The sequence below is a fragment of the Mesorhizobium album genome (assembly GCF_033977205.1).
In the GTDB taxonomy this organism is placed as follows: Bacteria; Pseudomonadota; Alphaproteobacteria; order Rhizobiales; family Rhizobiaceae; genus Mesorhizobium; species Mesorhizobium album.
On record NZ_JAVIIW010000010.1, the window covers coordinates 89939 to 111564 of the forward strand.

General features: G+C 64.3%; 24 protein-coding genes and 1 riboswitch. Of the genes, 12 read left to right on the top strand and 12 right to left on the bottom strand.

Annotated features, from left to right (window positions below; all coding sequences use genetic code 11):
• Positions 1 to 52: 52 nt before the first annotated feature.
• Entirely contained in the window at positions 53 to 931 is an 879-nt protein-coding gene (locus RFN28_RS11030) for a LysR substrate-binding domain-containing protein (protein WP_320287368.1), read from the bottom strand.
• Positions 932 to 1122: 191 nt separating this feature from the next.
• Between RFN28_RS11030 and RFN28_RS11035 the strand changes: the two genes are divergently transcribed.
• Positions 1123 to 2073, top strand: coding sequence for a DMT family transporter (locus RFN28_RS11035; RefSeq protein WP_320287369.1), 951 nt, complete (start codon positions 1123 to 1125; stop codon positions 2071 to 2073).
• A gap of 165 nt (positions 2074 to 2238) precedes the next feature.
• Here RFN28_RS11035 and RFN28_RS11040 read toward each other — a convergent pair whose 3' ends face one another.
• From RFN28_RS11040 to RFN28_RS11050, 3 genes are all read right to left on the bottom strand, one after another.
• Positions 2239 to 2610, bottom strand: a complete 372-nt coding sequence (locus RFN28_RS11040) for a response regulator (protein WP_320287370.1) — start codon at positions 2608 to 2610, stop codon at positions 2239 to 2241.
• A gap of 75 nt (positions 2611 to 2685) precedes the next feature.
• Complete coding sequence (hpt, locus tag RFN28_RS11045) at positions 2686 to 3228, bottom strand: hypoxanthine phosphoribosyltransferase (RefSeq protein WP_320287371.1); 543 nt, start codon at positions 3226 to 3228, stop codon at positions 2686 to 2688.
• Positions 3229 to 3477: 249 nt separating this feature from the next.
• Positions 3478 to 4125 carry a hypothetical protein gene (locus tag RFN28_RS11050; protein WP_320287372.1) on the bottom strand — a complete coding sequence of 216 codons (648 nt, stop codon included), beginning with the start codon at positions 4123 to 4125 and terminating at the stop codon, positions 3478 to 3480.
• A gap of 180 nt (positions 4126 to 4305) precedes the next feature.
• On the opposite strand from RFN28_RS11050, the gene ftsE reads away from it, so the two are divergent.
• The 3 genes from ftsE (at position 4306) to RFN28_RS11065 (ending at position 6866) form a co-directional block, all read left to right on the top strand.
• Positions 4306 to 4965, top strand: a complete 660-nt coding sequence (gene ftsE / locus RFN28_RS11055; RefSeq protein WP_095816884.1) for a cell division ATP-binding protein FtsE — start codon at positions 4306 to 4308, stop codon at positions 4963 to 4965.
• Positions 4958 to 5947 carry a cell division protein FtsX gene (locus RFN28_RS11060; RefSeq protein WP_320287374.1) on the top strand — a complete coding sequence of 330 codons (990 nt, stop codon included), beginning with the start codon at positions 4958 to 4960 and terminating at the stop codon, positions 5945 to 5947. The genes ftsE and RFN28_RS11060 overlap by 8 nt, the downstream gene beginning before the upstream one ends.
• A 205-nt stretch (positions 5948 to 6152) precedes the next feature.
• Positions 6153 to 6866 carry a YdcF family protein gene (locus RFN28_RS11065; RefSeq protein ID WP_320287375.1) on the top strand — a complete coding sequence of 238 codons (714 nt, stop codon included), beginning with the start codon at positions 6153 to 6155 and terminating at the stop codon, positions 6864 to 6866.
• Here RFN28_RS11065 and RFN28_RS11070 read toward each other — a convergent pair.
• On the bottom strand, positions 6856 to 7473 hold the full coding sequence (locus RFN28_RS11070) for a pyridoxamine 5'-phosphate oxidase family protein (RefSeq protein ID WP_320287376.1): 618 nt from the start codon (positions 7471 to 7473) through the stop codon (positions 6856 to 6858). The two genes, RFN28_RS11065 and RFN28_RS11070, sit on opposite strands and share 11 nt — an antisense overlap.
• A gap of 103 nt (positions 7474 to 7576) precedes the next feature.
• On the opposite strand from RFN28_RS11070, the gene RFN28_RS11075 reads away from it, so the two are divergent.
• Both RFN28_RS11075 and RFN28_RS11080 read left to right on the top strand, forming a co-directional pair.
• Positions 7577 to 8479, top strand: a complete 903-nt coding sequence (locus RFN28_RS11075; RefSeq protein ID WP_320287377.1) for a LysR family transcriptional regulator — start codon at positions 7577 to 7579, stop codon at positions 8477 to 8479.
• 81 nt (positions 8480 to 8560) lie between these two features.
• Positions 8561 to 9355: a lysophospholipid acyltransferase family protein gene (locus tag RFN28_RS11080; RefSeq protein WP_320287378.1), complete on the top strand. Its 795-nt coding sequence runs from the start codon at positions 8561 to 8563 to the stop codon at positions 9353 to 9355.
• Positions 9356 to 9362: 7 nt separating this feature from the next.
• On the opposite strand, the gene RFN28_RS11085 is transcribed toward RFN28_RS11080, so the two are convergent.
• The 3 genes from RFN28_RS11085 to RFN28_RS11095 form a co-directional block, all read right to left on the bottom strand.
• Positions 9363 to 9983, bottom strand: a complete 621-nt coding sequence (locus tag RFN28_RS11085; protein WP_320287379.1) for a LysE family translocator — start codon at positions 9981 to 9983, stop codon at positions 9363 to 9365.
• A gap of 80 nt (positions 9984 to 10063) precedes the next feature.
• Complete coding sequence (locus RFN28_RS11090) at positions 10064 to 11032, bottom strand: aldo/keto reductase (protein ID WP_320287380.1); 969 nt, start codon at positions 11030 to 11032, stop codon at positions 10064 to 10066.
• A 125-nt stretch (positions 11033 to 11157) separates the two neighbouring features.
• Complete coding sequence (locus RFN28_RS11095) at positions 11158 to 11694, bottom strand: gamma-glutamylcyclotransferase (protein ID WP_320287381.1); 537 nt, start codon at positions 11692 to 11694, stop codon at positions 11158 to 11160.
• Positions 11695 to 11817: 123 nt separating this feature from the next.
• Between RFN28_RS11095 and RFN28_RS11100 the strand changes: the two genes are divergently transcribed.
• A complete protein-coding gene (locus tag RFN28_RS11100; protein WP_320287382.1) occupies positions 11818 to 12816 on the top strand; it encodes a DUF2125 domain-containing protein in 999 nt (332 codons plus the stop codon).
• Between the two features lie 8 nt (positions 12817 to 12824).
• The gene (locus RFN28_RS11105; RefSeq protein ID WP_320287440.1) at positions 12825 to 13772 is read left to right on the top strand and encodes a sugar kinase; all 948 of its coding nucleotides are present in this window, start codon (positions 12825 to 12827) and stop codon (positions 13770 to 13772) included.
• Here the strand turns inward: RFN28_RS11105 and RFN28_RS11110 are convergent.
• Positions 13769 to 14707: a prephenate/arogenate dehydrogenase family protein gene (locus tag RFN28_RS11110; RefSeq protein ID WP_320287383.1), complete on the bottom strand. Its 939-nt coding sequence runs from the start codon at positions 14705 to 14707 to the stop codon at positions 13769 to 13771. The two genes, RFN28_RS11105 and RFN28_RS11110, sit on opposite strands and share 4 nt — an antisense overlap.
• 6 nt (positions 14708 to 14713) lie before the next feature.
• Entirely contained in the window at positions 14714 to 15826 is a 1113-nt protein-coding gene (gene hisC / locus RFN28_RS11115; protein ID WP_502572785.1) for a histidinol-phosphate transaminase, read from the bottom strand.
• A 141-nt stretch (positions 15827 to 15967) separates the two neighbouring features.
• Positions 15968 to 16045, top strand: a riboswitch (SAM riboswitch).
• Between the two features lie 88 nt (positions 16046 to 16133).
• On the opposite strand from hisC, the gene metX reads away from it, so the two are divergent.
• The 3 genes from metX (at position 16134) to RFN28_RS11130 (ending at position 19134) form a co-directional block, all read left to right on the top strand.
• Positions 16134 to 17303 (top strand): homoserine O-acetyltransferase MetX, encoded by a 1170-nt coding sequence (gene metX, locus RFN28_RS11120; RefSeq protein ID WP_320287385.1) that lies wholly within the window; start codon positions 16134 to 16136, stop codon positions 17301 to 17303.
• A 76-nt stretch (positions 17304 to 17379) separates the two neighbouring features.
• Positions 17380 to 17994 carry a methionine biosynthesis protein MetW gene (gene metW, locus RFN28_RS11125; RefSeq protein WP_320287386.1) on the top strand — a complete coding sequence of 205 codons (615 nt, stop codon included), beginning with the start codon at positions 17380 to 17382 and terminating at the stop codon, positions 17992 to 17994.
• A gap of 147 nt (positions 17995 to 18141) precedes the next feature.
• Positions 18142 to 19134: a glycosyltransferase family 2 protein gene (locus RFN28_RS11130; RefSeq protein WP_320287387.1), complete on the top strand. Its 993-nt coding sequence runs from the start codon at positions 18142 to 18144 to the stop codon at positions 19132 to 19134.
• Between the two features lie 38 nt (positions 19135 to 19172).
• Here RFN28_RS11130 and RFN28_RS11135 read toward each other — a convergent pair whose 3' ends face one another.
• Positions 19173 to 19493 carry a DUF1330 domain-containing protein gene (locus RFN28_RS11135; RefSeq protein WP_320287388.1) on the bottom strand — a complete coding sequence of 107 codons (321 nt, stop codon included), beginning with the start codon at positions 19491 to 19493 and terminating at the stop codon, positions 19173 to 19175.
• A 375-nt stretch (positions 19494 to 19868) separates the two neighbouring features.
• Here RFN28_RS11135 and RFN28_RS11140 point away from each other — a divergent pair, with 375 nt between their 5' ends.
• Positions 19869 to 20798, top strand: coding sequence for a glycosyltransferase family 2 protein (locus tag RFN28_RS11140; RefSeq protein ID WP_320287389.1), 930 nt, complete (start codon positions 19869 to 19871; stop codon positions 20796 to 20798).
• Between the two features lie 27 nt (positions 20799 to 20825).
• Here RFN28_RS11140 and RFN28_RS11145 read toward each other — a convergent pair whose 3' ends face one another.
• On the bottom strand, positions 20826 to 21626 hold the full coding sequence (locus RFN28_RS11145; RefSeq protein ID WP_320287390.1) for a DUF1194 domain-containing protein: 801 nt from the start codon (positions 21624 to 21626) through the stop codon (positions 20826 to 20828).

Sequence of the window (21626 nt, forward strand, 5' to 3'; positions counted from 1 at the left end):
TTTGATGCATGTCGTTCTCCCAAAACCGCTGCGCACTTTTGGGCGACATGCATTAGGCTGCCGGCGCGGCCTGCCTGGTCAGCATGAAAGCTTCGCGAATGGCGTTCTCCATGCCGTCGATCGCTTCGCCGGTCGCCAGCGGATTGCGATGCAGCACCACATTGGAGGAATCGATGTCGCCGAAACCGTCGGCGGCGGTCAGCTCGCGGCAGTCGGGCGGGATGTTGCTGCGCGAGATCGGCGCGATCGCCAGCCCCGAGGTGACCGCCAGCGTCAGGCCGCCATTCGTGTCGCTGGTATAGGCCACGCGATAGTCAAGGCCGCGCTGCTGTAGCGATTTGATCGCGAAGTCGCGGCACCAGCCGTCGCGGCTGTAGAGCGCGATCGGCACCGGCCGCTCCTCATGCATGTGATGCAGCATCGATGTCACCCAGACCGTCGGGTCGTGCATCAGCACCTCGCCGCCGGAAAAGCCCTCCCACTCGAAGACCACCGCGAGATCGAGCTCGCCCGCCGCCAGCGCCTTCACCTGCGAGGCCGAATGGGCGTAGCGCACGGTGACCTCCACACGCGGATGACGCTTGGCGAATTCGCCGAGCGCCCGCGACAGGATCGAGCGGCCGTATTCGGCAGGTATGCCGATGCGCACCAGCCCGCCGAGCGGCGGCGCCACCAGCGATGCCGCCGTCTCGTCGAGCAGCGTCACGATGCGGCGGGCATTGGCGATGAGCTCGCCGCCGCGCCGCGTCAGCGCCACGCCGCGCGAGCCGCGCTCGAACAGGCTGTCGCCGACCATCTCCTCCAGCTTCTTCATCTGCATGGAGACGGCCGATTGGGTGCGTCCGGCCTTCTCGGCCGCCTTGGTGAAATTTCCCGTCTCCGCCACCGCCACGAAAGTGCGTAGGAGGTCGCTGTCGAGGGTGGGCTTCATGGAATATCGCCATAAGAATTTTTGATTGCTGGCATCATTCCAATTCGTTTGCAACATGTCAAACACCGCGGGATAGTCGCCTCTCCCATTGGATATGCGGCCGCCAAATCGGCCGCGGACCAATTTCAAAGAGTCCTCACTCGTGCCCGCTGCCCGAAAACGGTGGCGGGCTCTTTTTCGCTGGAACGAACATGCAGAACCGGATGGTGCTTGGCGTCTTGAGCCTCTGCCTCGGCGTTCTGGTGTTTTCGCTGCAGGACCCGCTGGTGAAGGCGGTCTCGGGCGGCTATCCGGTAACGGAAGTGATGGCGATCCGCGCCATCGTCGCGCTGCCGATCCTGATCGCGATCGTGCATGCCGATGTCGGCCTGAAGGCGCTACTGTCGAAGCGAGCGGGCTTGCTGACGCTGCGCGCCTTCATCCAGTTCTCGTCCTACACGGTCTACTACCTGGCGATCGCCGCCTTGTCGCTGGCCGACGCGATAGCGCTCTATTTCATGGCGCCGCTCTTCATCATGGCGCTCGCCGGCCCCTATCTCGGCGAGCGCGTCTCCTGGCGGACGTTTGCGACGGTGCTCATCGGTCTTGTCGGAGTGATCGTGATGCTGCGTCCGGGTGCCGGATTGCTCGATTGGGCGGCACTCCTGTCGCTCGGCTCGGCCTTCCTCTACGGCTTCTCGCAGCTGATGGCGCGCCGGATCGGCGATACCGAATCCTCCACCGTCATGGCCTTCTACCAGAACGGCGCCTATCTCACCGGCGCTGTAGCGGTCGCCGCTGTATTTCATCTTGCAGGCATCACCCACGCGGGCCATCCGAGCCTCGACTTCCTGGTGCGGCCATGGGTGTGGCCAACCATGCCGGACTTCCTCAAGATGGCGGCCTGCGGCTTCGTCGCTTCCGCCGGTATGATCCTCTTGTCGCAGGCTTACCGGATGGCGCCCGCCAACCGCGTCGCCACCTTCGAATATACCGGCATCCTCTGGTCGCCGCTCTGGGGCTTCCTGTTCTTCGCCGAGGTTCCGCGCGCAACGACAGTGCTTGGCGCGGCGCTGATCATCGGCGCCGGCCTGCTCGCGCTCAACGGCGAGCGCCGCCGAGGCGCGCTGCCTGCGTTCGCCCCGACCGGCGACGCGGCCTAAAGCATGTCTCCCGAAAGCGGGAACCGGTTTCGGGATAAAGACATGCGTAAAATCAAAAACCTAAAGCGCATGGAGCGAATCTGAAAGATCGCGACACGCTTTAGGCAATTCCAGGAAGTGCTTGGCGGTTTCCGTCCGGGATTTGCGTGCGAGACGAACAGGCGATCAGGCGAAGCAGCTGAGCGCGCGGCCGACGCGGGCGCGGATTTCGGCAAGCGTGAAGGGTTTCTGCACGACATCAAGGATGATGCCGTTCAATTCCTCGGCGCGCTCGCGCTGATCGGCATAGCCGGTTATCAGCATGATCTTCATCGCCGGGAACTGTCTTGCCGCCGCCGTCGCCATCTCGATGCCGTCCATCTCCGGCATGCGGATATCGGAAACCACGAGGTCATACCCGCCGCGGTTCTGCTGGATCAGCGCCAACCCTTGCGCGCCGTCGGCGGCGACGGTGATGCTATGCCCATCGCGCTCCAGCGCGCGGGCGGCGAGAGTGCGGACGGACTCATCGTCCTCGACGATCAGAAGCTTTGCCATGCCGAGATACATGGCGGGGAAACGTTGACTTTTTCTGAAAATTTGAAACGTCGGCGCAGCCTTTTCGACCCGGCCTCAGGCGTCGCCTGTGACCACACCGACGAACGGCAGTTCCCGGAACGCATGCGCCACGTCCATGCCGTAGCCGACGACGAAATAGTCGGGGCAGTCGAAGCCGACATAGTCGGCGTTGAGCGTGGTCTGGCGGCGCATGCGTTTGTCAAGCAGCACCGCGACGGCGCAGCTTCGGGCGCCGCGTGACAGCATGAGGTCGCGGGTGAAGGAAAGCGTCTTGCCGGATTCCAGGATGTCGTCGATCAACAGCACGTCGCGGCCGGCGACCTCATTGTCGATGTCACGCAGCACCTTGACCTCGCCGCTGGTGGTGCCGGCGCCGTAGCTGGAGATGAAGATGAACTCGACCTCGGGCGACAGGCCGACATCGTGCAGGGCGCGGATGAGATCGGCGGCGAAGACGAACGAGCCCTTCAGGATCGAGATCACCAGAAGGTCATGATAGTCGCGCCCGGCGATCTCCTTGGCGAGTTCGAGATTGCGGCGGGCAATCGCCGACGCCGAAAACAGGACCTCGATATCCTTGCCGCGCACAACTGGCATACTTTTTTCCTTCAAAATCGCCTGTATCATCGATTGGTTCAGGTGAGTCGAGATTCAGGTCAGGCCGAGCCGAAAATAGTGGGTTCCAAGAACCGGAGCGGAGCGCACTTTTGGGTACGTTAGCACCGGCCTACGCCGGCCGTAGCCTTAATTCAACTGCCACGCCACTCGCGAGTGCTTCGGCCGGCGAAGGCCGGAAGCGCAGGAAGCCGCTATTGCAGAGCCGGCCTCACCTGAATATCGACACACCTAGCCGGCGAAGGTGACCGATACGGCCCTCACCCCGTTTCTAGGCACATCGAGGCGGCTGGAAAAGCCGAATCTTTCGCCGGGCGCGAGCGAGCGGTTGGATGTCCCCAGCCTGTAGCGGATGACGTTGCTGGCATTGTCGGTGACGCGGATCTCGAGCGGCGGCAGCGATGCCGCGCTTGCGCCGTCATTGGCGGCCTCGCCGTCGACGAACAGCATTGGCTTCAGCCCCGATGCGTCGACGCGCGACGTCACACCAGAAATGCTGAACGCGCTTGCCGGCGGCGAACTTGTCCAAAACGGACTCTGTCGCACAAGGGCATGTCCGCCCGACACCCAGAAAGCGACCAGTGCCGCGCCCACTCCGGCGGTCCAGAAGATCGGCCCGCCGCGCGAGGCCGGCCCCGCGGGCGCCGCCTCTGGTCTCCGCAGCATGCCCATGCCTTCGATGGATGGCGTCGAGGGCTTTTGCGGCGGTGGCGGCGAGGCCGCCGGTTCCGAACGTCCCGCGGAGCGCGGCATCACCACATAGTCGGCATCGACGATATCGGCCGGCGCGTCGAACATGACGCGCTCCGGCACTGTATTTGCCGCCGTGCCGGTCATGATTTCGCCGGAAACAAGGCGCGCGGTTCGATCCTCAGCCATTACGGCCCCGTGCAATCTTCGTTGCTTTTGGGTAAACGCAAATGGTTAACGCTTCCCCACCGGAACCGCTGTGAAACGTCGAAAACGAGCAGAAATTAACCGACCATTAACCATGCCGGCCGATGGTCTTGGTAGAGAACAGGCTGGCAGGACGCCGCCCAAGGTTTCAGGTCGCCGCACGTGATCCGCTTCGAAAATGTCGGCCTCCGTTATGGCATGGGTCCGGAGATTCTCCGCGACATCTCCCTGCACATTCCGGAGCGCTCCTTTCAGTTCCTGAGCGGTCCCTCGGGCGCCGGCAAGACCACCTTGCTGCGTCTTCTCTTCATGTCGCTGAAGCCGACGCGCGGACTGATCACCATTTTCGGCAAGGATCGCTCGCGCATCTCGCGCAGCGAACTGCCGCTGCTCAGGCGCCGCATCGGCGTGGTGTTCCAGGATTTTCGCCTGCTCGATCATATGACCACCTACGAGAATGTGGCGCTGCCCTTGCGCGTGCGCGGGCGCGAGGAGGCAGGCTATCGCACCGACGTCACCGAGCTTTTGAAATGGGTCGGCCTCGGCGACCGCATGCATGTGCTGCCGCCGGTGCTTTCCGGCGGCGAGAAGCAGCGCGCCGCGATCGCCCGCGCCCTGATCGAGCAGCCGGAGATTCTGCTTGCCGACGAGCCGACCGGCAATGTCGATCCGCCGCTGGCGCGCCGGCTGCTGAGGCTTTTCATCGAGCTCAACCGGCTGGGCACCGCCGTGGTGATCGCCACCCACGATCTCGGCCTGATGGAACAGGTCGATGCGCGGCGCATGATCCTCGCCGGCGGAAGGCTGGACGTCTATGACTGACCTTTCGGCCGATCACCTGCACGACGAAGCCGTCGAGACGACGCCGACGGCGAGGCGCGTCCAGCGCAAGATGGCGCCGATCGTGCCGGCGCAGAACATCGCCGGCCGGGCGCTGGTGCTGGTCATCGCCATCATGACGTTTCTCTCCTGCCTGACCTTCGGCGCCGTGACACTGGTGCGCGATACGGCTTCGGTCTGGGAGAACCAGATCTCGCGCGAGGCGACGATCCAGATCAAGCCGGCCGACGGTCTCGACATGGAGGCAGCGCTTGCGCAGGCCTCCGATATCGCCAGCGAGTTTCCCGGCGTGAAGGGCACCAGGATCATCGATCGCGATGCGACGGCGCGTCTGCTCGAGCCGTGGCTGGGCAGCGGCCTCAACATCGACGAATTGCCGGTGCCGCGCCTCATCGTCGTCACCATCGACGAGGCCAGTCCGCCCGACTTTGCCGCCATGCGCGCCGCCATCACGCCCAAGCTGCCGAGCGCAGCACTCGACGACCACCGCACCTGGGTCGACCGGCTGGTCGCCATGGCGCATACGACGGTGACGATCGGCTTTGCCGTGCTGGCGCTGATATTGTCGGCAACGGTGCTGACGGTGGTGTTCGCCACGCGCGGCGCCATGGCCGGCAATGGCCACATCATCGAAGTGCTGCATTTCGTCGGCGCGGAGGCCCGCTTTATCGCGCGCGAATTCCGCTGGCATTTCCTGGTCACCGGCATGAAGGGCGCTGCCGCCGGCGGTGCGGCGGCGATTGCCGTGTTCATCGTCTTTTCCTGGTGGTCGTCGCGCAACATGGCGACGCCGCAGGCCGACCAGGCGACCGCGCTGTTCGGCAATTTCGCCATCGGCTCCACGGGCTATTTCGGCGTCGGCCTGATGGTGCTGGTGATCGGCGCGCTGACGGCGGCAACCTCGCATGCGACCGTCGTCGCCTACCTCAGCGATATCGACATCCGCCAGCCGGAGTCGGGCTGATCATGACGCGATCCCGTGGGACGAAATGAAAACCGGTAAACCGTTATATTCAGGAAGGAAAACGATCACGGACCGAGCAGCTGCCGTAACGCAATGTGCGCCGCCTTATCTATGAAAGACCGCATTTCAGAGTTAACCATAGGATGTTTTCAGGATTAACCTGGGGATGATGGACGCGAGGGACTCGACCAGGACGGCTGGACGGATGCCAGCGGGGCTTGCACGCGCCGCCGCACCCGCGAGGCGCGGTCGTCTCAGGTTCGCGCTGCGCATCTCAGGTTTCTTCTTGCTTGCCCTGCTGGCGCTTTTTGCCGGCGGCTTCGGATGGTTTGCCGACAAGGTCAGCCACATGACCACGCCGCTCAATCCGGAAAGGGCCGACGCCATCATCGTGCTCACCGGCGGCCAGTCCCGGCTCGACGCCGCCATGGAACTGCTCGCGTCCGGCAAGGGCGAGCGGCTCTTGATCAGCGGCGTTCACCCTTCGGCCAGCCGCCGCCAGCTGCAGGCGGCCATGGGCGGCGACAAGCAGTTGTTCTCTTGCTGCGTCGACATCGACCGCGCCGCGCTCGACACCATCGGCAATGCCGAGGAAAGCGCCAAATGGGTGGAAAGGCACGCCTATGGCAGCATCATCCTCGTCACCAACAATTACCACATGCCGCGCAGCCTGCTGGAGATGAGCCGGCTGCTGCATGGCGCGCGGCTCGAACCGTATCCGGTGGTCAACACCAATCTCGGCAACGGTGGCTGGCTGACCAAGCCGGAAGCGCTGCGCGTGCTGCTCACCGAATACAGCAAATATGTGCTGGCGCTGGTGCGCGGCATCGTTCCGCTGCGGCCGACCGCAGAAGGCGTCACGCTCGCGGAAGCCTCGGTGGCCAACAGCGACAAGCAACCGGGCCGGGTCATCCCGTAGCCGCAACTCCACGCAGGCGCGCGATCTCCTGCTCGAGGCTTGCAATGCGCCGATCGCGCTCGGCAAGTGCCGCGGCCACGTCCGCCGCTTCGAATCGCTGCGGAATATGCTGCGGACAATTGGCGTCCCAGGCGGTGACGGTGAACAGGATCGCCTGCTCCGGCCGCGCCTTGTAGCTGGCCGGCATCAGGCTCGCCGTCAGTGCCGCATCGTCCTCGACGACGCGCGCCTTACCCCAGATCTTGATGCGCTGCCTATGCGTGTAGTCGATCAGGAACAGGAAGGCTTGGGCATTGTCGGCAAGATTGCCTTGCGTGATGAACTGCCGGTTGCCTGAGAAATCTGCAAAGCCGATCGTGTGCTCGTCCAGCACCTTGAGGAAGCCGGCCGGGCCGCCGCGATGCTGGATATAGGGTTGTCCTTGGCTGTTGGCAGTCGCCAGGAACACGCTGGTCTGCGCCTCGATGAAAGCGGCGAGATCAGGCGTGATCGCAGCCCGCCAGCCGCCGCGCTGTTCGACGCGAGCATAGGACTCCCGCGATCCCTTGCGGGACTGGATCGCCTTGACGGTGGGCGTGAAGGCAACGTCGCTGGTGAAGGCGTTCATGACGGCACTCCTCGCAGAACCTGCCACCAGAAATAACCTCTTCCAAAAGACGGATGTAGGGCGCATGTTTGCAATCTGTCCTTCCATTTTTTGGAAGAAACAAATGGATCGCCTCGACGCCATGTCCCTGTTCGTCGCCACGGTGGAGGCCGGCAGCCTTTCTGCCGCCGCGCGGCGTGCCGGCATACCGCTGGCGACCGTCAGCCGCAGGCTTTCGGACCTGGAGAAACACCTCAAGACGCGCCTGCTCAACCGCTCGACGCGCCGCCTGACGCTGACCGATGCCGGCCAGTCCTACCTGGCCGCCTGCCGCCGCATCCTCGGCGAGGTGAGCGAGGTCGAGCGCGCCGCCGCCGGCGAATATATGAGCCCGACCGGCGAACTGACCGTCACCGCGCCGGTCGTCTTCGGCCGCCTGCATGTGCTGCCCGTGGTCACCGATTTCCTTGCCGCCTACCCAGATGTCGACATCCGCCTGACGCTGTCCGACCGGGTCACCCAGTTGGTCGAGGAGCATATCGACCTTGCGGTGCGCATCGGCGAGCTGCCGGATTCGGCCATGGTCGCAATGCGCGTCGGCTCGATCCGCCGCATCGTCTGCGCGAGCCCCACTTATCTTGCCGGGCACGGCACGCCGGCCGAGCCGCGGGACCTCGCCGGCCATAACTGCATCACATTCGAAGGACTGGCCGCACCCGCGACATGGACCTTCGGCACCGGCAAGAGCGAAACCGCGGTTCCGGTCCGGTCGCGGCTGCAGGTCAACACCGCCGAGGCGGCAATCGATGCGGCGATCGCCGGTCTCGGCCTGACCAAGGTGCTCTCCTATCAGGCGGACAGTGCCGTGCGCGCGGGCACGCTTTGCGTGGTGCTCGAGCCCTTCGAGCCGCCGCCTTGGCCGGTCAGCCTCGTGCATGCCGGCCAGGGCCTGCTGCCAGTAAAACTGCGCGCCTTTCTCGATTTCGCCGCGCCGCGCCTGAAGGAGCGGCTGGCGCGGTCGCTGTGACGGGTTCGACCACCGCGCCGTTTCCTTTTTGGCCGCGCTTGGTGTAACCAACGCACACTTCCACACCGGGCTTTTTCCCGCATGCTCATTATCCGCTCGCTGGCGTTCAACCTCGCCTTCTATCTCAGCCTGATCGTCCAGATGATCTTCTGGACGCCCTACTATTTCCTGTCGCCGCGCCACCGCGCCTGGTACGTGCCGAAATTCTGGTCGCGCACCTCGATGTGGCTCTACGCCAGGATCGCCGGCACGAAGAACGACATCACGGGGCTCGAGAACCTGCCCGAAGGATCCTTCATCCTGGCGCCCAAGCATCAGTCCTTCTGGGATGCGATCGCCTTCTTCCCCTACCTGGACGACCCGCTCTACATCCTGAAGCGGGAGCTGACCTGGATCCCCTTCTTCGGCTGGTACATCATGAAGATGCGCATGATCCCGGTCGACCGCGGCAGCCGCTCGAAGGCGCTGAAAGCGGTCGTGGCTGCCACCAAGGCGGAAATGGCGCGCAATCCCCGCCAGCTCATCATCTATCCCGAAGGCACACGCCGCCCGCCGGGCGCCGAGCCGTCCTACAAATACGGCATCGTCGAGATCTACACCCAATTGGGTATCCCCGTCGTTCCGGTCGCCCACGTCGCCGGCCTCTATTGGCCCCGCCGCAAATTCATGCGCTATCCGGGCACCATCAAGGCCCGCTTTTTGCCGCCGATCCCGCCGGGGCTCGCCAAGGAGGAATTCATGCAGCGGCTGATCGGCGAGACGGAAGCCGCCTGCGACGAGCTTTTGGTCGAGGCCGCGCGCGCGCCGAACCCGCCGCCCATGCCGCCGTCGGCGGCAAAGCGGCTGGCGGAGCTCGGCGCTGCGGCAAAGAGCTGACGCGCGCTCACGGCAGTGCCGCCAAGGCGGTGGTCAGCACCAGCGTGGCCGCGAAGACCAGGTTGATGACCCGCGACGCCAGCGGATCGCGCAGCAGCCGCGCGAAAACCGTTCCGGCGAGAAGCCAGGCCACGTGGATGGCAACGATCATCGCCGCGAGCACCAGCAGCTTGGTCGAAAGCCCGAGTTCGTCGACCGTTGACGAGGCACCCGCGAACACCGCGCCGATCGCCACATAGGCCTTCGGGTTGGCGACGGCGAGCATGAAGCCGCCGAGAAAACTGGGACGCGCCGCAGCATCTCGATGTTCTCCAAGCGGCGGCGCGGTGGCTATCCTGACGGCGAGATAGAGGATGTAGGCCGCTGAAGCGACCGTCAGCACCGGCGCCAACCCCGGCGTCGAGACGAGCATGCCGACAATGCCGGCGGCCACCACCAGAAGCACGCAGACCGTTCCGAGCACGACGCCTAAGGTGTAGCGCAGCGAAGGGCGCAGACCGAAGGCCGCGCCGATGGCCGTCACGCTGATCGTCGCCGGACCGGGACTGCCCATGACGACGGCCGCCGCCACGACCAGCGCCAGCATCTGCTGCCAGGGCTGCGCTCCAGACAGAACTCCTCCGGCCATGCCGAACCTCAATTCCTGCCGCGATCCGACAGGAATTATCGCGGGGCTGCCCTCATGGTCTTGGACGATCGTGCGCGGACTTACGGCACCAGGGCGTGTTGCTTGTCGCTGGCGCGGTCGAGCGCGGCCATGTCGTCGGCGGAAAGTTTCAGCGAGGCAGCGCGGATCAGGCTGTCCATCTGGGTGGGTGTCGTCGCGCTGGCGATCGGCGCGGTGATGCCCGGCCGCGCCATGATCCAGGCGAGCGCCACTTCCGCCTGCTTGGCCGAGTGGCGCTCGGCCGCGGCATCGAGCGCGGAGAGGATGCGCATGCCGCGCTCGTTGAGATACTCGGCCACGTCTTCGCCGCGCGCGCTTTGGCCAAGATCGTCCTTGCCGCGGTATTTGCCGCTGAGAAAACCCTTGGCGAGGCTGAAATAGGTGATAACCCCGAGGCCCTCCGTCTTGCAGAGGTCGAGCAGCGGCCCGTCCAGCGAGGAACGGTCGTACAAATTGTATTCGGGCTGCAGGACCTCGTAGCGAGGCAGGCTGCGCAGGCTGGCCACGTCGAGCGCCGCGCGCAATTGCCCGGCATCCAGGTTGGAGCAGCCCGGATAACGTATCTTGCCCTTTTCGAGCAGGCGCTGATAGGCGCCGAGCGTTTCCTCGTAAGGGGTTGCCGGGTCCGGCCAGTGCGAGAGATAGAGGTCGATGACGTCGGTCTGCAGCCGCTTCAGCGACTGATCGACCGCCTTTTCGATATAGGCCGCGGACAGGTCCCGCTTGCCTTGGCCCATGTCGGAGCCGACCTTGGTGATGACGACGACCTTGTCGCGGTTGCCGCGGCTTTTCATCCAGTTGCCGATGATGATTTCGGATTCGCCGCCCTTGTTGCCCGGAGCCCAGCGCGAATAGGCATCTGCGGTATCAACGGCATTGAAGCCGGCCTCGACAAACCGGTCGAGCAGGTCAAAGGACGTCTTCTCGTCGGCGGTCCAGCCAAAGACGTTGCCCCCAAGAACCAGCGGCGCGATGGAAAGGTCGGTGCGACCGAGACGGCGTTTCTGCAAGGCTGATCTCCGTGATGCTGGGATGGGCTCGACGCCCAGGAGGGGATGGATGAATTTGCCGATAAGTTAGGTCTCGCCCTGCCGACGTCAAAGGCATGGTTTTGCTTTTTGATCGGGCCAGGCCGTCACGAAGGCGCGACGTGCCGCCCCACCTGCTCCAGCCAGTGGTCGCGAATGCCGAGCGCTTTCAGATGTTCGAGCGTGCTCAGGACATAGTCCTCGTTCCGCCCCGACTGGCCGACGGCGCCGCGAACGACTGCCGCGGCATGGCTGGCGTCGAGTCCGCCGGCATATTGCTCATGCTCGCGGTCGACGATGTAGGCGACAGCCTCGACCGTTCGGTCTCCTCCCGCCCCGCTTCCGTCGAGCCGGACGTCGAGCATGCGTTCGAGATAGACGTTGGTCACCAGCTCGCGCTCGCGCAGATAGGAAAGCACTTCGTCCCGCAAATCGCCGGGCACGCGGAAGGCAAGGCCGATGCAGGAGCCGCCGCGGTCGAGGCCGAGCACCAGTCCCGGCCGCTCGCGTGTGCCGCGATGCACGAAGGAATAGACGCAAAGCGACCGGCGGTAGCCGTAAAGACGGGCGCGCCGCGTCTCGATATGTGCGAATCCCGGCCGCCAGATCAGCGACCCATAGCCAAAAACCCAAAAATCGCCCATATCGCCAAGCCTGATCGCACTCGAGTGAGACATCGCACCGGTAAGGTGTTTCTTCTGTCCCCGCTGGTTGTGCGCAAAAACAACTGCCCGCTCGCCGCATGAGGGGTTAACGAGAGCCGCAGCATGACGTCAAGTGACGAGCGATCGCGCAAACCTCGCCGCCGGCTGTTCTGGCTGGCGGCATTCATCGTGGTGCTGTTCGCGCTCTACAGCGCCGGCTGGTTCTACCTCGCCGGCCGCCTCAAGACGGAGGCCGACCAGGCGGTGGCCAAGCTCGGCACCAAAGGCATCGCCGCCAGCTGCGCCAACCTCACCGTCAGCGGCTATCCGCTGAGCTTCGCCGTTTCCTGCGACAGCCTCGCCTATCAGGACGACACCAAAAACATCGCCGCCTCCACCGGCAGCCTCAACGCCGTCGCAGGGATCACGCAGCCTTTGTCGCCGGTGGCCGATGTGCGGGGCCCGCTCCGAACCTCTGCGCCGGGAATGCTGCCGCTGTGGATTGACTGGGACAAGCTGCATGCGACGGTCAACCTGTCCTGGCCCTTGCCGCGGCGCGTCTCACTGCAGGCTGAAGGACTGTCCGGCCAGACCGACCCGGCCGATGATTCGGACCCGGCCGAACTGTTCTACGCAGCAAAGGCGGCCGGACAGTTGGAACCGAAAGGCCAGGATGTCACCTATGCCGGCAGCTTCAGCGATCTCGAGATCGACGCCGACGCGATCGGCGGACGCGCGCTTCCTGCGCTGGACGGCAGCGGCGAGGCGACGCTGAAGAACGGTGTCGCGCTGATCGCGGCGCCGCCGAAAAGCCTGCGCGGCCAGTCGGCCGACATCGCAAAGCTCGACTTGTCGTCCGGAATGGCGCGCGTGACCGTGTCCGGACCGGTCTCGGTCGACGCCGACGGCCTGGTCGACGCCAACCTGACGATCAAGCTCAAGGACCCGAAGGCTGTCGCGGCCATACTCGCCGACGCCATCCCCGAGCACAAAAACGAGATCGAGCAGGGTTTTGCCGGCCTGGCGATGCTTGGCAACGAGCCGTCCATGCCGCTCAAGATCGTCAAGGGCAAGGCCTCGCTCGGCTTCATCCCGCTGGGCAAGATCAAGCCGATCGATTGAGGGCTGCGATATTGGAACCCGTCAGGCTGCTCAGCGTCGGCGCATTCACCCTCGACACGATCCTGCGCGTCGAGACGCTTCCCACGCATCAGGGCAAGTTTATCGCCGGCGACGGCATCCAGATCGCCTCTGGCATGGCGACGAGCGCCGCCTGCGCCGCGCATCGCCTGGGCGCCAGCGTATCGCTTTGGGCGAGCGCGGGTGACGACGCGGTCGGCGATCGGCTGATCGCCGAGATCGAGGCGGAAGGCGTCGACTGCACCCTGATCCGCCGCGTCGCCGGTGCGCGTTCGGCGCTGGCCGCTATCCTCGTGGATGCCCATGGCGAGCGCGTCATCGTGCCGTTCTACGACCGACAAGCGCAGGCTGATCCCGAGACCTTGCCACTTGCCGATCTTTCCGCCTTCGACGCGGTGCTGGTCGATGTGCGCTGGCCTGGCGCCGCCGCACTTGCCCTGACGGCCGCGCGTGACGCTGGCCGTCCGGCCATCCTCGACGCCGATACGGCGCCGGTCGAGGTGCTGGAGCGGCTCTTGCCGCTGGCCTCGCATATCGTCGCCTCGGAACCGGCGGCGCGCATCGTCTGCGGCCACGCGCTCGACCCGGAAAGCACCTGTGCCGACCTTGCCTCGCGCACCGACGCCTTCGTCGCGGTGACGGGAGGCGCCGCCGGAACCTGGTGGCATGACCGGGAAGCCGGTCGCGTGCGCCATGTCGAGGCGCCGAAGGTGAAGGCGGTGGACACGCTTGCCGCCGGCGATGTCTTCCACGGCGCCTTTGCCGTCGGCCTTGCCGAAGCGATGCCGCCCGAGCAGGCGCTGCGCTTCGCCAGCGCCGCCGCCGCGCTCAAATGCCTGCGCTTCGGCGGCCGGCTCGGCGCGCCGGATAGGGCCGAGACATTGGCGATGATGGCGGCCCATTGGCCGCCATCGGAACAGATCGAGGAAAAAGCCTAGGGCTTGGCGCCCGGGTGCTCGATCGCCTGTCTTCCGAAATCCGGCACGTCGATGTCCTGGCCGGCCTCGATGATCGAGCGGCGGATGGCGCGCGTGCGGGTGAAGAGATCGAACAGCTTCTCGCCGTCGCCCCAGCGGATCGCCCTCTGCAGCGAGGCCAGATCCTCCGAGAAGCGCGCCAGCATTTCCAGAATCGCGTCCTTGTTGTGCAGGCACACATCCCGCCACATGGTCGGGTCGGACGCGGCCAGTCGGGTGAAGTCGCGGAAGCCGGAGGCCGAATATTTGATGACTTCCGATTTCGTCACCGTCTCGAGGTCGTCGGCGGTGCCGACGATGTTGTAGGCGATGATGTGCGGCAAATGCGACACGATCGCCAAGGTCATGTCATGATGCTGCGGGTCCATCGTGTCGATGTTGGAGCCGCAGCGCCGCCAGAATTCGGAAAGCTTCTCCAGCGCTTCCGGATCGGTTCCGGGCAGCGGCGTGAAGATGCACCAGCGGTTGTCGAAGAGGTCGGCGAAGCCGGCATCCGGCCCGGATTTTTCCGTGCCGGCCAGCGGATGGCCGGGGATGAAGTGCACGCCCTTTGGCACATGCGGCTCAATCTGTGCGATGACCGAGGCCTTGGTCGAGCCGACATCGGTGAGGATGGCGCCTTTCTTCAACGCCGGTGCGATCTCGGCGGCGACCTCGCCGGACGAGCCGACCGGCACCGACACGATGATCAGATCCGCGTCGCGGACAGCTTCCTTCGCGTCAGTCGTATAGGAATCGCCGAGGCCGAGTTCCTCGGCCCGCTTGAGCGTCGATCGGCTGCGGGTCGCGATGGCGATATGGCGGGCAAGGCCCTCGCGGCGGATGACGCGGGCGAGCGACGAGCCGATCAGGCCGATGCCGACCAGCGCTATTCTTTCGAACATCGGTGATGTCATGGTGCTTCAGCTTTTCAGGAAATTCGTCAGCGCTTCGACAACGCCGCGATTGGCCTCCTCGATGCCGATGCTCATGCGCAGCGCGTTGGGGAAGCCGTAGCCGGTGACGCGGCGCAGGATATAGCCGCGCGCGCTGAGATAATCGTCCGCGGCCGCCGCCGAATGCTTTTTGTCGTCGGGGAAATGGATCAGCACGAAATTGCCGACACTGGGCGTCACGCGCAGCCCGAGCAGGGTCAACTGCTCGCTGACCCAGGCAAGCCATTTCTCGTTATGCGCCACGCTGCGCTCGATATGGGCACGGTCGCGGATCGCCGCGATGCCGGCTTCGATCGCGGTCGCATTGACGTTGAAGGGTCCGCGCACCCGGTTGATCGCATCGACGATGTGCGCCGGCCCGTACATCCAGCCGATGCGCGCGCCGCCGAGGCCGAGCTTGGAGAAGGTGCGGGTCATGACCACGTTCTCGGAGCTGCCCGCCAGCTCGACGCCGGCCTCATAATCGTTGCGCCGCACATATTCGGCATAGGCCGCGTCGAGCACCAGAAGCACGTTCTTCGGCAGGCGGGCATGCAGCCGGCGCACCTCCTGGAAAGGCACATAGGTGCCGGTCGGATTGTTGGGGTTGGCAAGGAACACGATCCGGGTCGCCGGCGTCACCGCGGCGAGGATGGCATCGATGTCGGCGCGCTCGTCGGTTTCCTTGACCGCCACCGGCTTGGCGCCGGCGGCCTGGATGTAGATCTTGTAGACCATGAAGGCGTGCTCGGTGAACACGGCCTCGTCTCCGGGCGCCAGATAGGTTTGCGCCAGGAGCCCCAGGATCTCGTCGGAGCCGTTGGAGCAGACGATGTTCGCCGGATTGAGGCCATGCACGTCGGCGATCGCTTCGCGCAGCCGGCGGGCGGAGCCGTCGGGATAGACGTCGAGCCTGGCAGCCACGTCCCGCGCGGCCTCGATCGCCTTCGGCGACGGGCCGAGCGGGTTTTCGTTCGAGGACAGCTTGTAGACCTTCGCAACGCCTGCCGGCGCGGTGCTTTTGCCCGGTACATAGGCCTCGATGTCCATGATGCCAGCGCGTGGCGTTGGACGTGCCTGATCCTGCTTCATATCGCAAATCCGTCGAGAGGGCCTCTGTCCGAGGCCGCTGCGGAAATACAGGCCATGGCCCGGAATGTCGAGTGCCGGTGCTTGCGCCAGGATGCTAACCCCAAGAGGCTGCCCGTTGACGAAGCGCGGCGCTGGCCCTAGAAGAGCAGCCGGACTTCCCGTGGTGATTTGGCCGGTCGGCTTGCAGCCACGTTAAACAATTCGCTAAAGGGCCGTTTGCAACCTGTAACCGGCTTTGCGAAGGCAAGCCGGTTTTTTGTTGTCCGCTGCCGGCCGGGCGCCGCATCGGCGAAATCGATGCTGGATGGGGAATGCAATGGTCGCTCAGCGTGCTGTAAGGACCAACAACGAGGCCGACAATCCGTCGAGCCCGGTGCTGCAGTTCGGCCCCGACAAGCCGTTGAAGCTCGATGCGGGCACGCTGCTGTCGCCCTTCCAGATCGCTTACCAGACCTACGGCACCCTCAACGACGCCCGCTCCAACGCCATCCTCGTCTGCCACGCGCTGACCGGCGACCAGCATGTCGCCAACACCAATCCGGTGACCGGCAAGCCCGGCTGGTGGGAGGTGCTGATCGGTCCCGGCAAGATCATCGACACCAACCGCTTTTTCGTCATCTGCTCCAACGTCGTCGGCGGCTGCCTGGGCTCCACCGGCCCCGCCTCGACCAATCCGGCGACGGGCCGGCCCTACGGGCTCGACCTGCCGATCATTACCATCCGCGATATGGTGCGCGCGCAGCTGATGCTGGTCGATCATTTCGGCATCGAGAAGCTGTTTTGCGTGGTCGGCGGCTCAATGGGCGGCATGCAGGTGCTGGAATGGGCCGCCAGCCATTCGGAGCGCGTCTTTTCCGCGCTGCCGATCGCCACCGGCGCCCGCCATTCCTCGCAGAATATCGCCTTCCACGAAGTCGGCCGGCAGGCCGTCATGGCCGATCCGGACTGGCACGGCGGCAAATATCTCGATTTCGGCAGGCGCCCGGAAAAGGGGCTCGCCGTGGCGCGCATGGCCGCCCACATCACCTATCTGTCCGAGGCGGCGCTGCACCGCAAATTCGGCCGCAACCTGCAGGACCGCGAGGCGCTGACCTTCGGTTTCGATGCCGATTTCCAGATCGAAAGCTACCTGCGCCACCAGGGCATGACTTTCGTCGACCGCTTCGACGCCAATTCCTACCTCTATCTGACCCGCGCGATGGACTATTTCGACATCGCCGTCGACCATGGCGGACGCCTGGCCAACGCCTTCGCCGGCACCAAGACGCGCTTCTGTCTTGTGTCCTTTACGAGCGACTGGCTGTTCCCGACCGAGGAGAGCCGCTCGGTCGTTCATGCGCTCAATGCCGCCGGCGCTTCCGTCTCCTTCGTCGAGATCGAGACCGATCGCGGTCATGATGCCTTTCTGCTCGACGAGCCGGAACTGTTCGCGGCCATCAACGGCTTCATTGCCTCCGCCGCTCGCGCCAGGGGGCTCAGCCTATGAGCCGCTCGCGACCTGTTTGTCTTGGCCGCGTGGCGACGCCATTGGCTGCAAACGCCCTAAGGCCGGAGGTATGCTCATGAGCGTCAACCGCGCCCAGCGCGTCGATCTCGACGTCGTCGCCGATCTCATTCCGCCCAATTCGCGCGTGCTCGACGTCGGCTCGGGCGACGGCGTGCTTCTGGAACTTCTGCAGGAAACCAGGCAGGTCGACGGCCGCGGGATGGAATTGTCGCAGCGCGGCGTCAACGAATGCGTGGCGCGCGGCCTTTCCGTCATCCAGGGCGATGCCGACAAGGACCTCGGGTTCTACCCCGACAAGGGCTTCGATTTCGTCGTGCTGTCGCAGACCCTGCAGGCGACCCGCAATCCGAAGCGCGTGCTCGACGAATTGCTCAGGATCGGCAACCGCGCCATCGTCTCCTTCCCCAATTTCGGCCATTGGCGAGTGCGCTTCTCACTGCTGATCAAGGGCAGGATGCCGGTCACCAAGGACCTGCCCTATTCCTGGTACGACACGCCCAACATCCACTTCTGCACCATCCGCGACTTCGTCAATCTGTGCGAGGAGCTTGGCGCGACGGTCGAGAAGGCCACCGCGCTGGACGCCAATGGCCAGAAGATCGGCCTGTCGATGCCCTGGTGGTTCTGGAACTTCTTCGGCCAGCAGGCGGTGTTTTTGTTGAAGAGGTAACGGCGCTCGAAACGGTTCTCTTGGCTGGCAAGACTGCCGGGGATATCGATGAGGCGCCAAAAATATTTTGCATTGCTGTTTCTGTCATTTGACAGCGAACGATGGCGGTTATACCGACCTGAATTCAGGCAACCTGGTGAAGCAGTGATGGTCGGCGATCTCCCGACTTACTCAGTCGTCATGGAAATGGAAAACGCCAAGTCGATCGACTGGGACGAGATCGGCGTTGGGCTGACCGCCCTGTCCGATGAAATCGCCTCGGTTTCGGCGGCCGGTTTCGCAAGCCCGAAAGTCATTATCTCGCACCCCGGGCACGACGTAGACGCCCAGTCGCTGCGAGACCATATCAATAGAGAAGCACCGCAGCTGAAAGAGGTGGCAGAGCTTTGCTTCGTCGCCTGTCCCGGTGGCCGTTATTACGAGCTCAAGAACAACGGCATCCTGGCGACCGACGCAGACGTCGTGATCTTCATGGACTCCGACACGGTTCCTGAATCGGACTGGCTCTCGATCCTGCTCAGCCCATTTCGGAATCCCGAGACCGTTTGCGTCAATGGCTATACATATCTTTTCTACGACGACTTCTTCTCGCGAACCTTCGCGTTGATCTGGTTCTTCCCGATGGCTCGGGGAGACAAGAAATTTGCCGCGAAACGGGCGATCAACGCCAACAACGTCGCCTTCCGGCGCGAATGGATTGCCGCCAATACCTTCCCGCAAAACAACGGCTTCAAGGTTTCTTGCACGCTGCTTATGCATCGGCTTCGGCGCGAGGGCCACGAAATCGTCCATGTCGACGCGCGCGTCTATCACTATCCCCCGCGGGGCTGGCGGTTCTTCTGTTGGCGCGCGCTGGTGACCGGCCGGGACGCCGACCGGAAATTCGTCGCGCTTCGTGCTCCCAGCCGCGCCCGACGGATCGTCAAATCGTTCAGCCGCTGGTGGACCATGTCGTGGCGCACGACACGACGCGTGATACGGCACGCGCCGCAAACAGGCATGCCGCTCTGGCAGGTTCCGTTTTCGCTGGCGGTCGGCCTGACCTTTTACACTCTGGCATTTTTCGGCCAGTTCAGCCTCGCTGCCGGCCTCTTTCGTGACAAAATCGAAATCTTACCGGACTATGTCGGGCATAGTTAGAATCATCCGGCACTGAACAAGCACTTTGTTCAGTTCTGCTAGCCGAGCACATCCGTAGCCTTGTGCGGATGCTCGACGCCGTCAACGAAGACGATGTCGGATTCGGAGTTATCGGTGCGCAAATTGAGGATCGCCCGATAGGCGGGAGAATTGTACCAGTCGCGCACATGCTGTCTGTCCGGGAATTCGACGACGATCACGTGGCCCGGCCAGCTGTTCTCGACCACCTCGACTTCACCGCCATGGACAATGAAGCGCCCGCCAAACGGCGCCAGCGTGGCGTCGATTCTTTCGAGATATTCGACGATCCAAGGGCCGGGCGTGACGTGGCGCATATGGGCAACGGCGTAAGCGGTCATGGTCTGCTCCTTCAATTGATCGAAGCCGTCGGACCGGCTTCGTTGGGGAGCAGTTTGCAGAACGAAGGTATTTCGGTCGATTACCTTCGAGGTTATCAAAAACGCCGCCGGCGCCTCACGCGGCAAACCATGACGTCGACCGATAAGGGAACGACTCGGGCACGATTGCGGGCGGAAATGGTGTTGCCCTCAAACCGCAATGCCGCGGAAACCGACCGGAATCCGACACTTCCCGCCGCACCTCGGGATGACACCAAGACCGCTTTTTTGTAGCGTCGGAGCCGAAATCAATCAGGGGCGGGTCAAGGGCGGGCATGGAGGGCCACCATCAAACCCATCCGACAGCAGCAGAACCCGGCTGGTAGTGGCGGCCGCGTGTCGAGCGAAGCGGCTCCGCTGATCACCGTGATCACGCCGACTCACAACCGGCGCAGCCAGGTTGTGCGCGCCGTGGAAAGCGTTCTTGCCCAGACACTTACCCGCTTCGAGCACATCGTCGTCGACGACGGCTCGACCGACGGGACGGCCGCGACGCTGGCCGAAATTCATGACTCCAGGCTGATCTATGTCGGCGCGAAATGGCGCGGCGCCAATGCCGCGCGCAACGCGGGCATCGAGCGCGCCCGGGCGCCGATCGTGACCTTCCTTGATTCGGACGATGTCTATCTGCCGGACCGGCTGGAGCGAACGCTGGAGCGCTTCGACAGGAACCCGTCGCTCGAAGTGCTGATCAGCTCCTACGTCTCGGTGAAGGGCAACCGCAGCAGCAAATGCGTCAACCGCGAGGCCTTGCTCGACAAGAGCACGCTGCAGCGCGCCCTGGTCTCGCAGACGATCTTCATCGCCGGCTCGGCGATAACGGCCAGGCACGAGTCGCTGCTGGCGATCGGCGGCTATGACAGCGACATCACGCGCATGCAGGACCGCGAGTTGCTGCTGCGTTTTGCCCACCGCAGCGGCGCCTTGCTGTCGGAGGATATCGACTGGAAGAAGTACAATTCAGAGAATTCGATCTCCGGCCGCCGGGACGGCTACGTCGAGGCCTATGCCAACCTGATCGACAAGCACCCTTACATCGCCGACCGCTATCCCGACGTTCCGCCATACATGATTGCGCGACAGATCATCGCCGATGTCCTGAAGGGCAGGCTGCCGCAGGCATTTTCCGGCTATCTCGCCAACCGATCGTCCAAGGCGCTCGGCTACTCGCCGGGCGAACTGGTGCGCGGCTATGTCGTCGGCCGGCGTTGGCGCCGCGACTGCTATGACGAGTTCCGCGCCAAATATGGGGTCCGGCCGGCCTAAGGGGCGGAATTGCGCGAGACGGGCGTTTCACCGGTCCAGTTCCGGAAAATACGGATCGGAAAACCGTTGCCGCAGGCGCTCGCCAAGCAGGCAATCCGTCGGCGCTTCCGCATCGACGCGGATCGTTGCCGCATCGCCGACGCCGCTCACCTCCTGGACCAGCTTGCGGCGGATCGCGGTCGAGAACTCGGACGCCGCATAGACAGGCAGCACGAACGAGCCGGGACCGCCGGCGACGCAATCGGCATAGTAGCGATCGAGACGGCTGACGCTTGGCGAGGGGTTGATCAGGATCGGCAGGCCGTTGATGACGATGCCCTTGGCTAAAGCTGCGTCCCGGGTCAGGGCCACAGGCAGCCCGGCATTGTTGGGCCCGTCCCCCGATATGTCGATGACCCGGCGCGGCGCCGAAAAGCCGTTTTTCTCCAAAAGCCTTGCGCCGAAGCCGAGAGCGCCTGAAATCGAGGTGCCGCGGAAGCTCCGGAACGGACGGCTCGCGATCTTGTCGGCGAAGGCATTGGCGCTGTCTGCGCCGTCTATGACCTGCCAGGCGATCACGCCGTCGTCGCGCACGACGCCGGCCCATTCGAAATAGGCGAGCGCGATGCGGCCTCTTTGGCCTGCGCGCACCGCGTCGATGAAGTCGCGATGGCGCAGCGCCTCGACATAGCCGGCGCGCTGCAGGGCGAACTCGTCTTCATCCATCGACTGCGAGATGTCGACGGCCAGCACGAGCGCGACATCGACCGGAGCGCCGTCGCCGATCGCAGGCAGCGGCGCTGCTTCGGCGCAGGCAAGGCAAACGAGCAGGCTGAGCAGCTTGAGCAT

What these genes read in the sequence shown, in the direction of transcription:
- RFN28_RS11050 (WP_320287372.1), bottom strand. Translation starts at nt 4,125, where the DNA reads ATGGCTGAGGATCGAACCGCGCGCCTTGTTTCCGGCGAAATCATGACC.
- RFN28_RS11085 (WP_320287379.1), bottom strand. Translation starts at nt 9,983, where the DNA reads ATGGCCGGAGGAGTTCTGTCTGGAGCGCAGCCCTGGCAGCAGATGCTG.
- RFN28_RS11040 (WP_320287370.1), bottom strand. Translation starts at nt 2,610, where the DNA reads ATGGCAAAGCTTCTGATCGTCGAGGACGATGAGTCCGTCCGCACTCTC.
- metX (WP_320287385.1), top strand. Translation starts at nt 16,134, where the DNA reads ATGGTCGCTCAGCGTGCTGTAAGGACCAACAACGAGGCCGACAATCCG.
- RFN28_RS11035 (WP_320287369.1), top strand. Translation starts at nt 1,123, where the DNA reads ATGCAGAACCGGATGGTGCTTGGCGTCTTGAGCCTCTGCCTCGGCGTT.
- RFN28_RS11130 (WP_320287387.1), top strand. Translation starts at nt 18,142, where the DNA reads ATGGTCGGCGATCTCCCGACTTACTCAGTCGTCATGGAAATGGAAAAC.
- RFN28_RS11065 (WP_320287375.1), top strand. Translation starts at nt 6,153, where the DNA reads ATGCCAGCGGGGCTTGCACGCGCCGCCGCACCCGCGAGGCGCGGTCGT.
- RFN28_RS11145 (WP_320287390.1), bottom strand. Translation starts at nt 21,626, where the DNA reads ATGCTCAAGCTGCTCAGCCTGCTCGTTTGCCTTGCCTGCGCCGAAGCA.
- RFN28_RS11100 (WP_320287382.1), top strand. Translation starts at nt 11,818, where the DNA reads ATGACGTCAAGTGACGAGCGATCGCGCAAACCTCGCCGCCGGCTGTTC.
- RFN28_RS11080 (WP_320287378.1), top strand. Translation starts at nt 8,561, where the DNA reads ATGCTCATTATCCGCTCGCTGGCGTTCAACCTCGCCTTCTATCTCAGC.
- RFN28_RS11060 (WP_320287374.1), top strand. Translation starts at nt 4,958, where the DNA reads ATGACTGACCTTTCGGCCGATCACCTGCACGACGAAGCCGTCGAGACG.
- RFN28_RS11030 (WP_320287368.1), bottom strand. Translation starts at nt 931, where the DNA reads ATGAAGCCCACCCTCGACAGCGACCTCCTACGCACTTTCGTGGCGGTG.
- RFN28_RS11075 (WP_320287377.1), top strand. Translation starts at nt 7,577, where the DNA reads ATGGATCGCCTCGACGCCATGTCCCTGTTCGTCGCCACGGTGGAGGCC.
- RFN28_RS11135 (WP_320287388.1), bottom strand. Translation starts at nt 19,493, where the DNA reads ATGACCGCTTACGCCGTTGCCCATATGCGCCACGTCACGCCCGGCCCT.
- RFN28_RS11095 (WP_320287381.1), bottom strand. Translation starts at nt 11,694, where the DNA reads ATGGGCGATTTTTGGGTTTTTGGCTATGGGTCGCTGATCTGGCGGCCG.
- RFN28_RS11070 (WP_320287376.1), bottom strand. Translation starts at nt 7,473, where the DNA reads ATGAACGCCTTCACCAGCGACGTTGCCTTCACGCCCACCGTCAAGGCG.
- RFN28_RS11110 (WP_320287383.1), bottom strand. Translation starts at nt 14,707, where the DNA reads ATGACATCACCGATGTTCGAAAGAATAGCGCTGGTCGGCATCGGCCTG.
- metW (WP_320287386.1), top strand. Translation starts at nt 17,380, where the DNA reads ATGAGCGTCAACCGCGCCCAGCGCGTCGATCTCGACGTCGTCGCCGAT.
- hpt (WP_320287371.1), bottom strand. Translation starts at nt 3,228, where the DNA reads ATGCCAGTTGTGCGCGGCAAGGATATCGAGGTCCTGTTTTCGGCGTCG.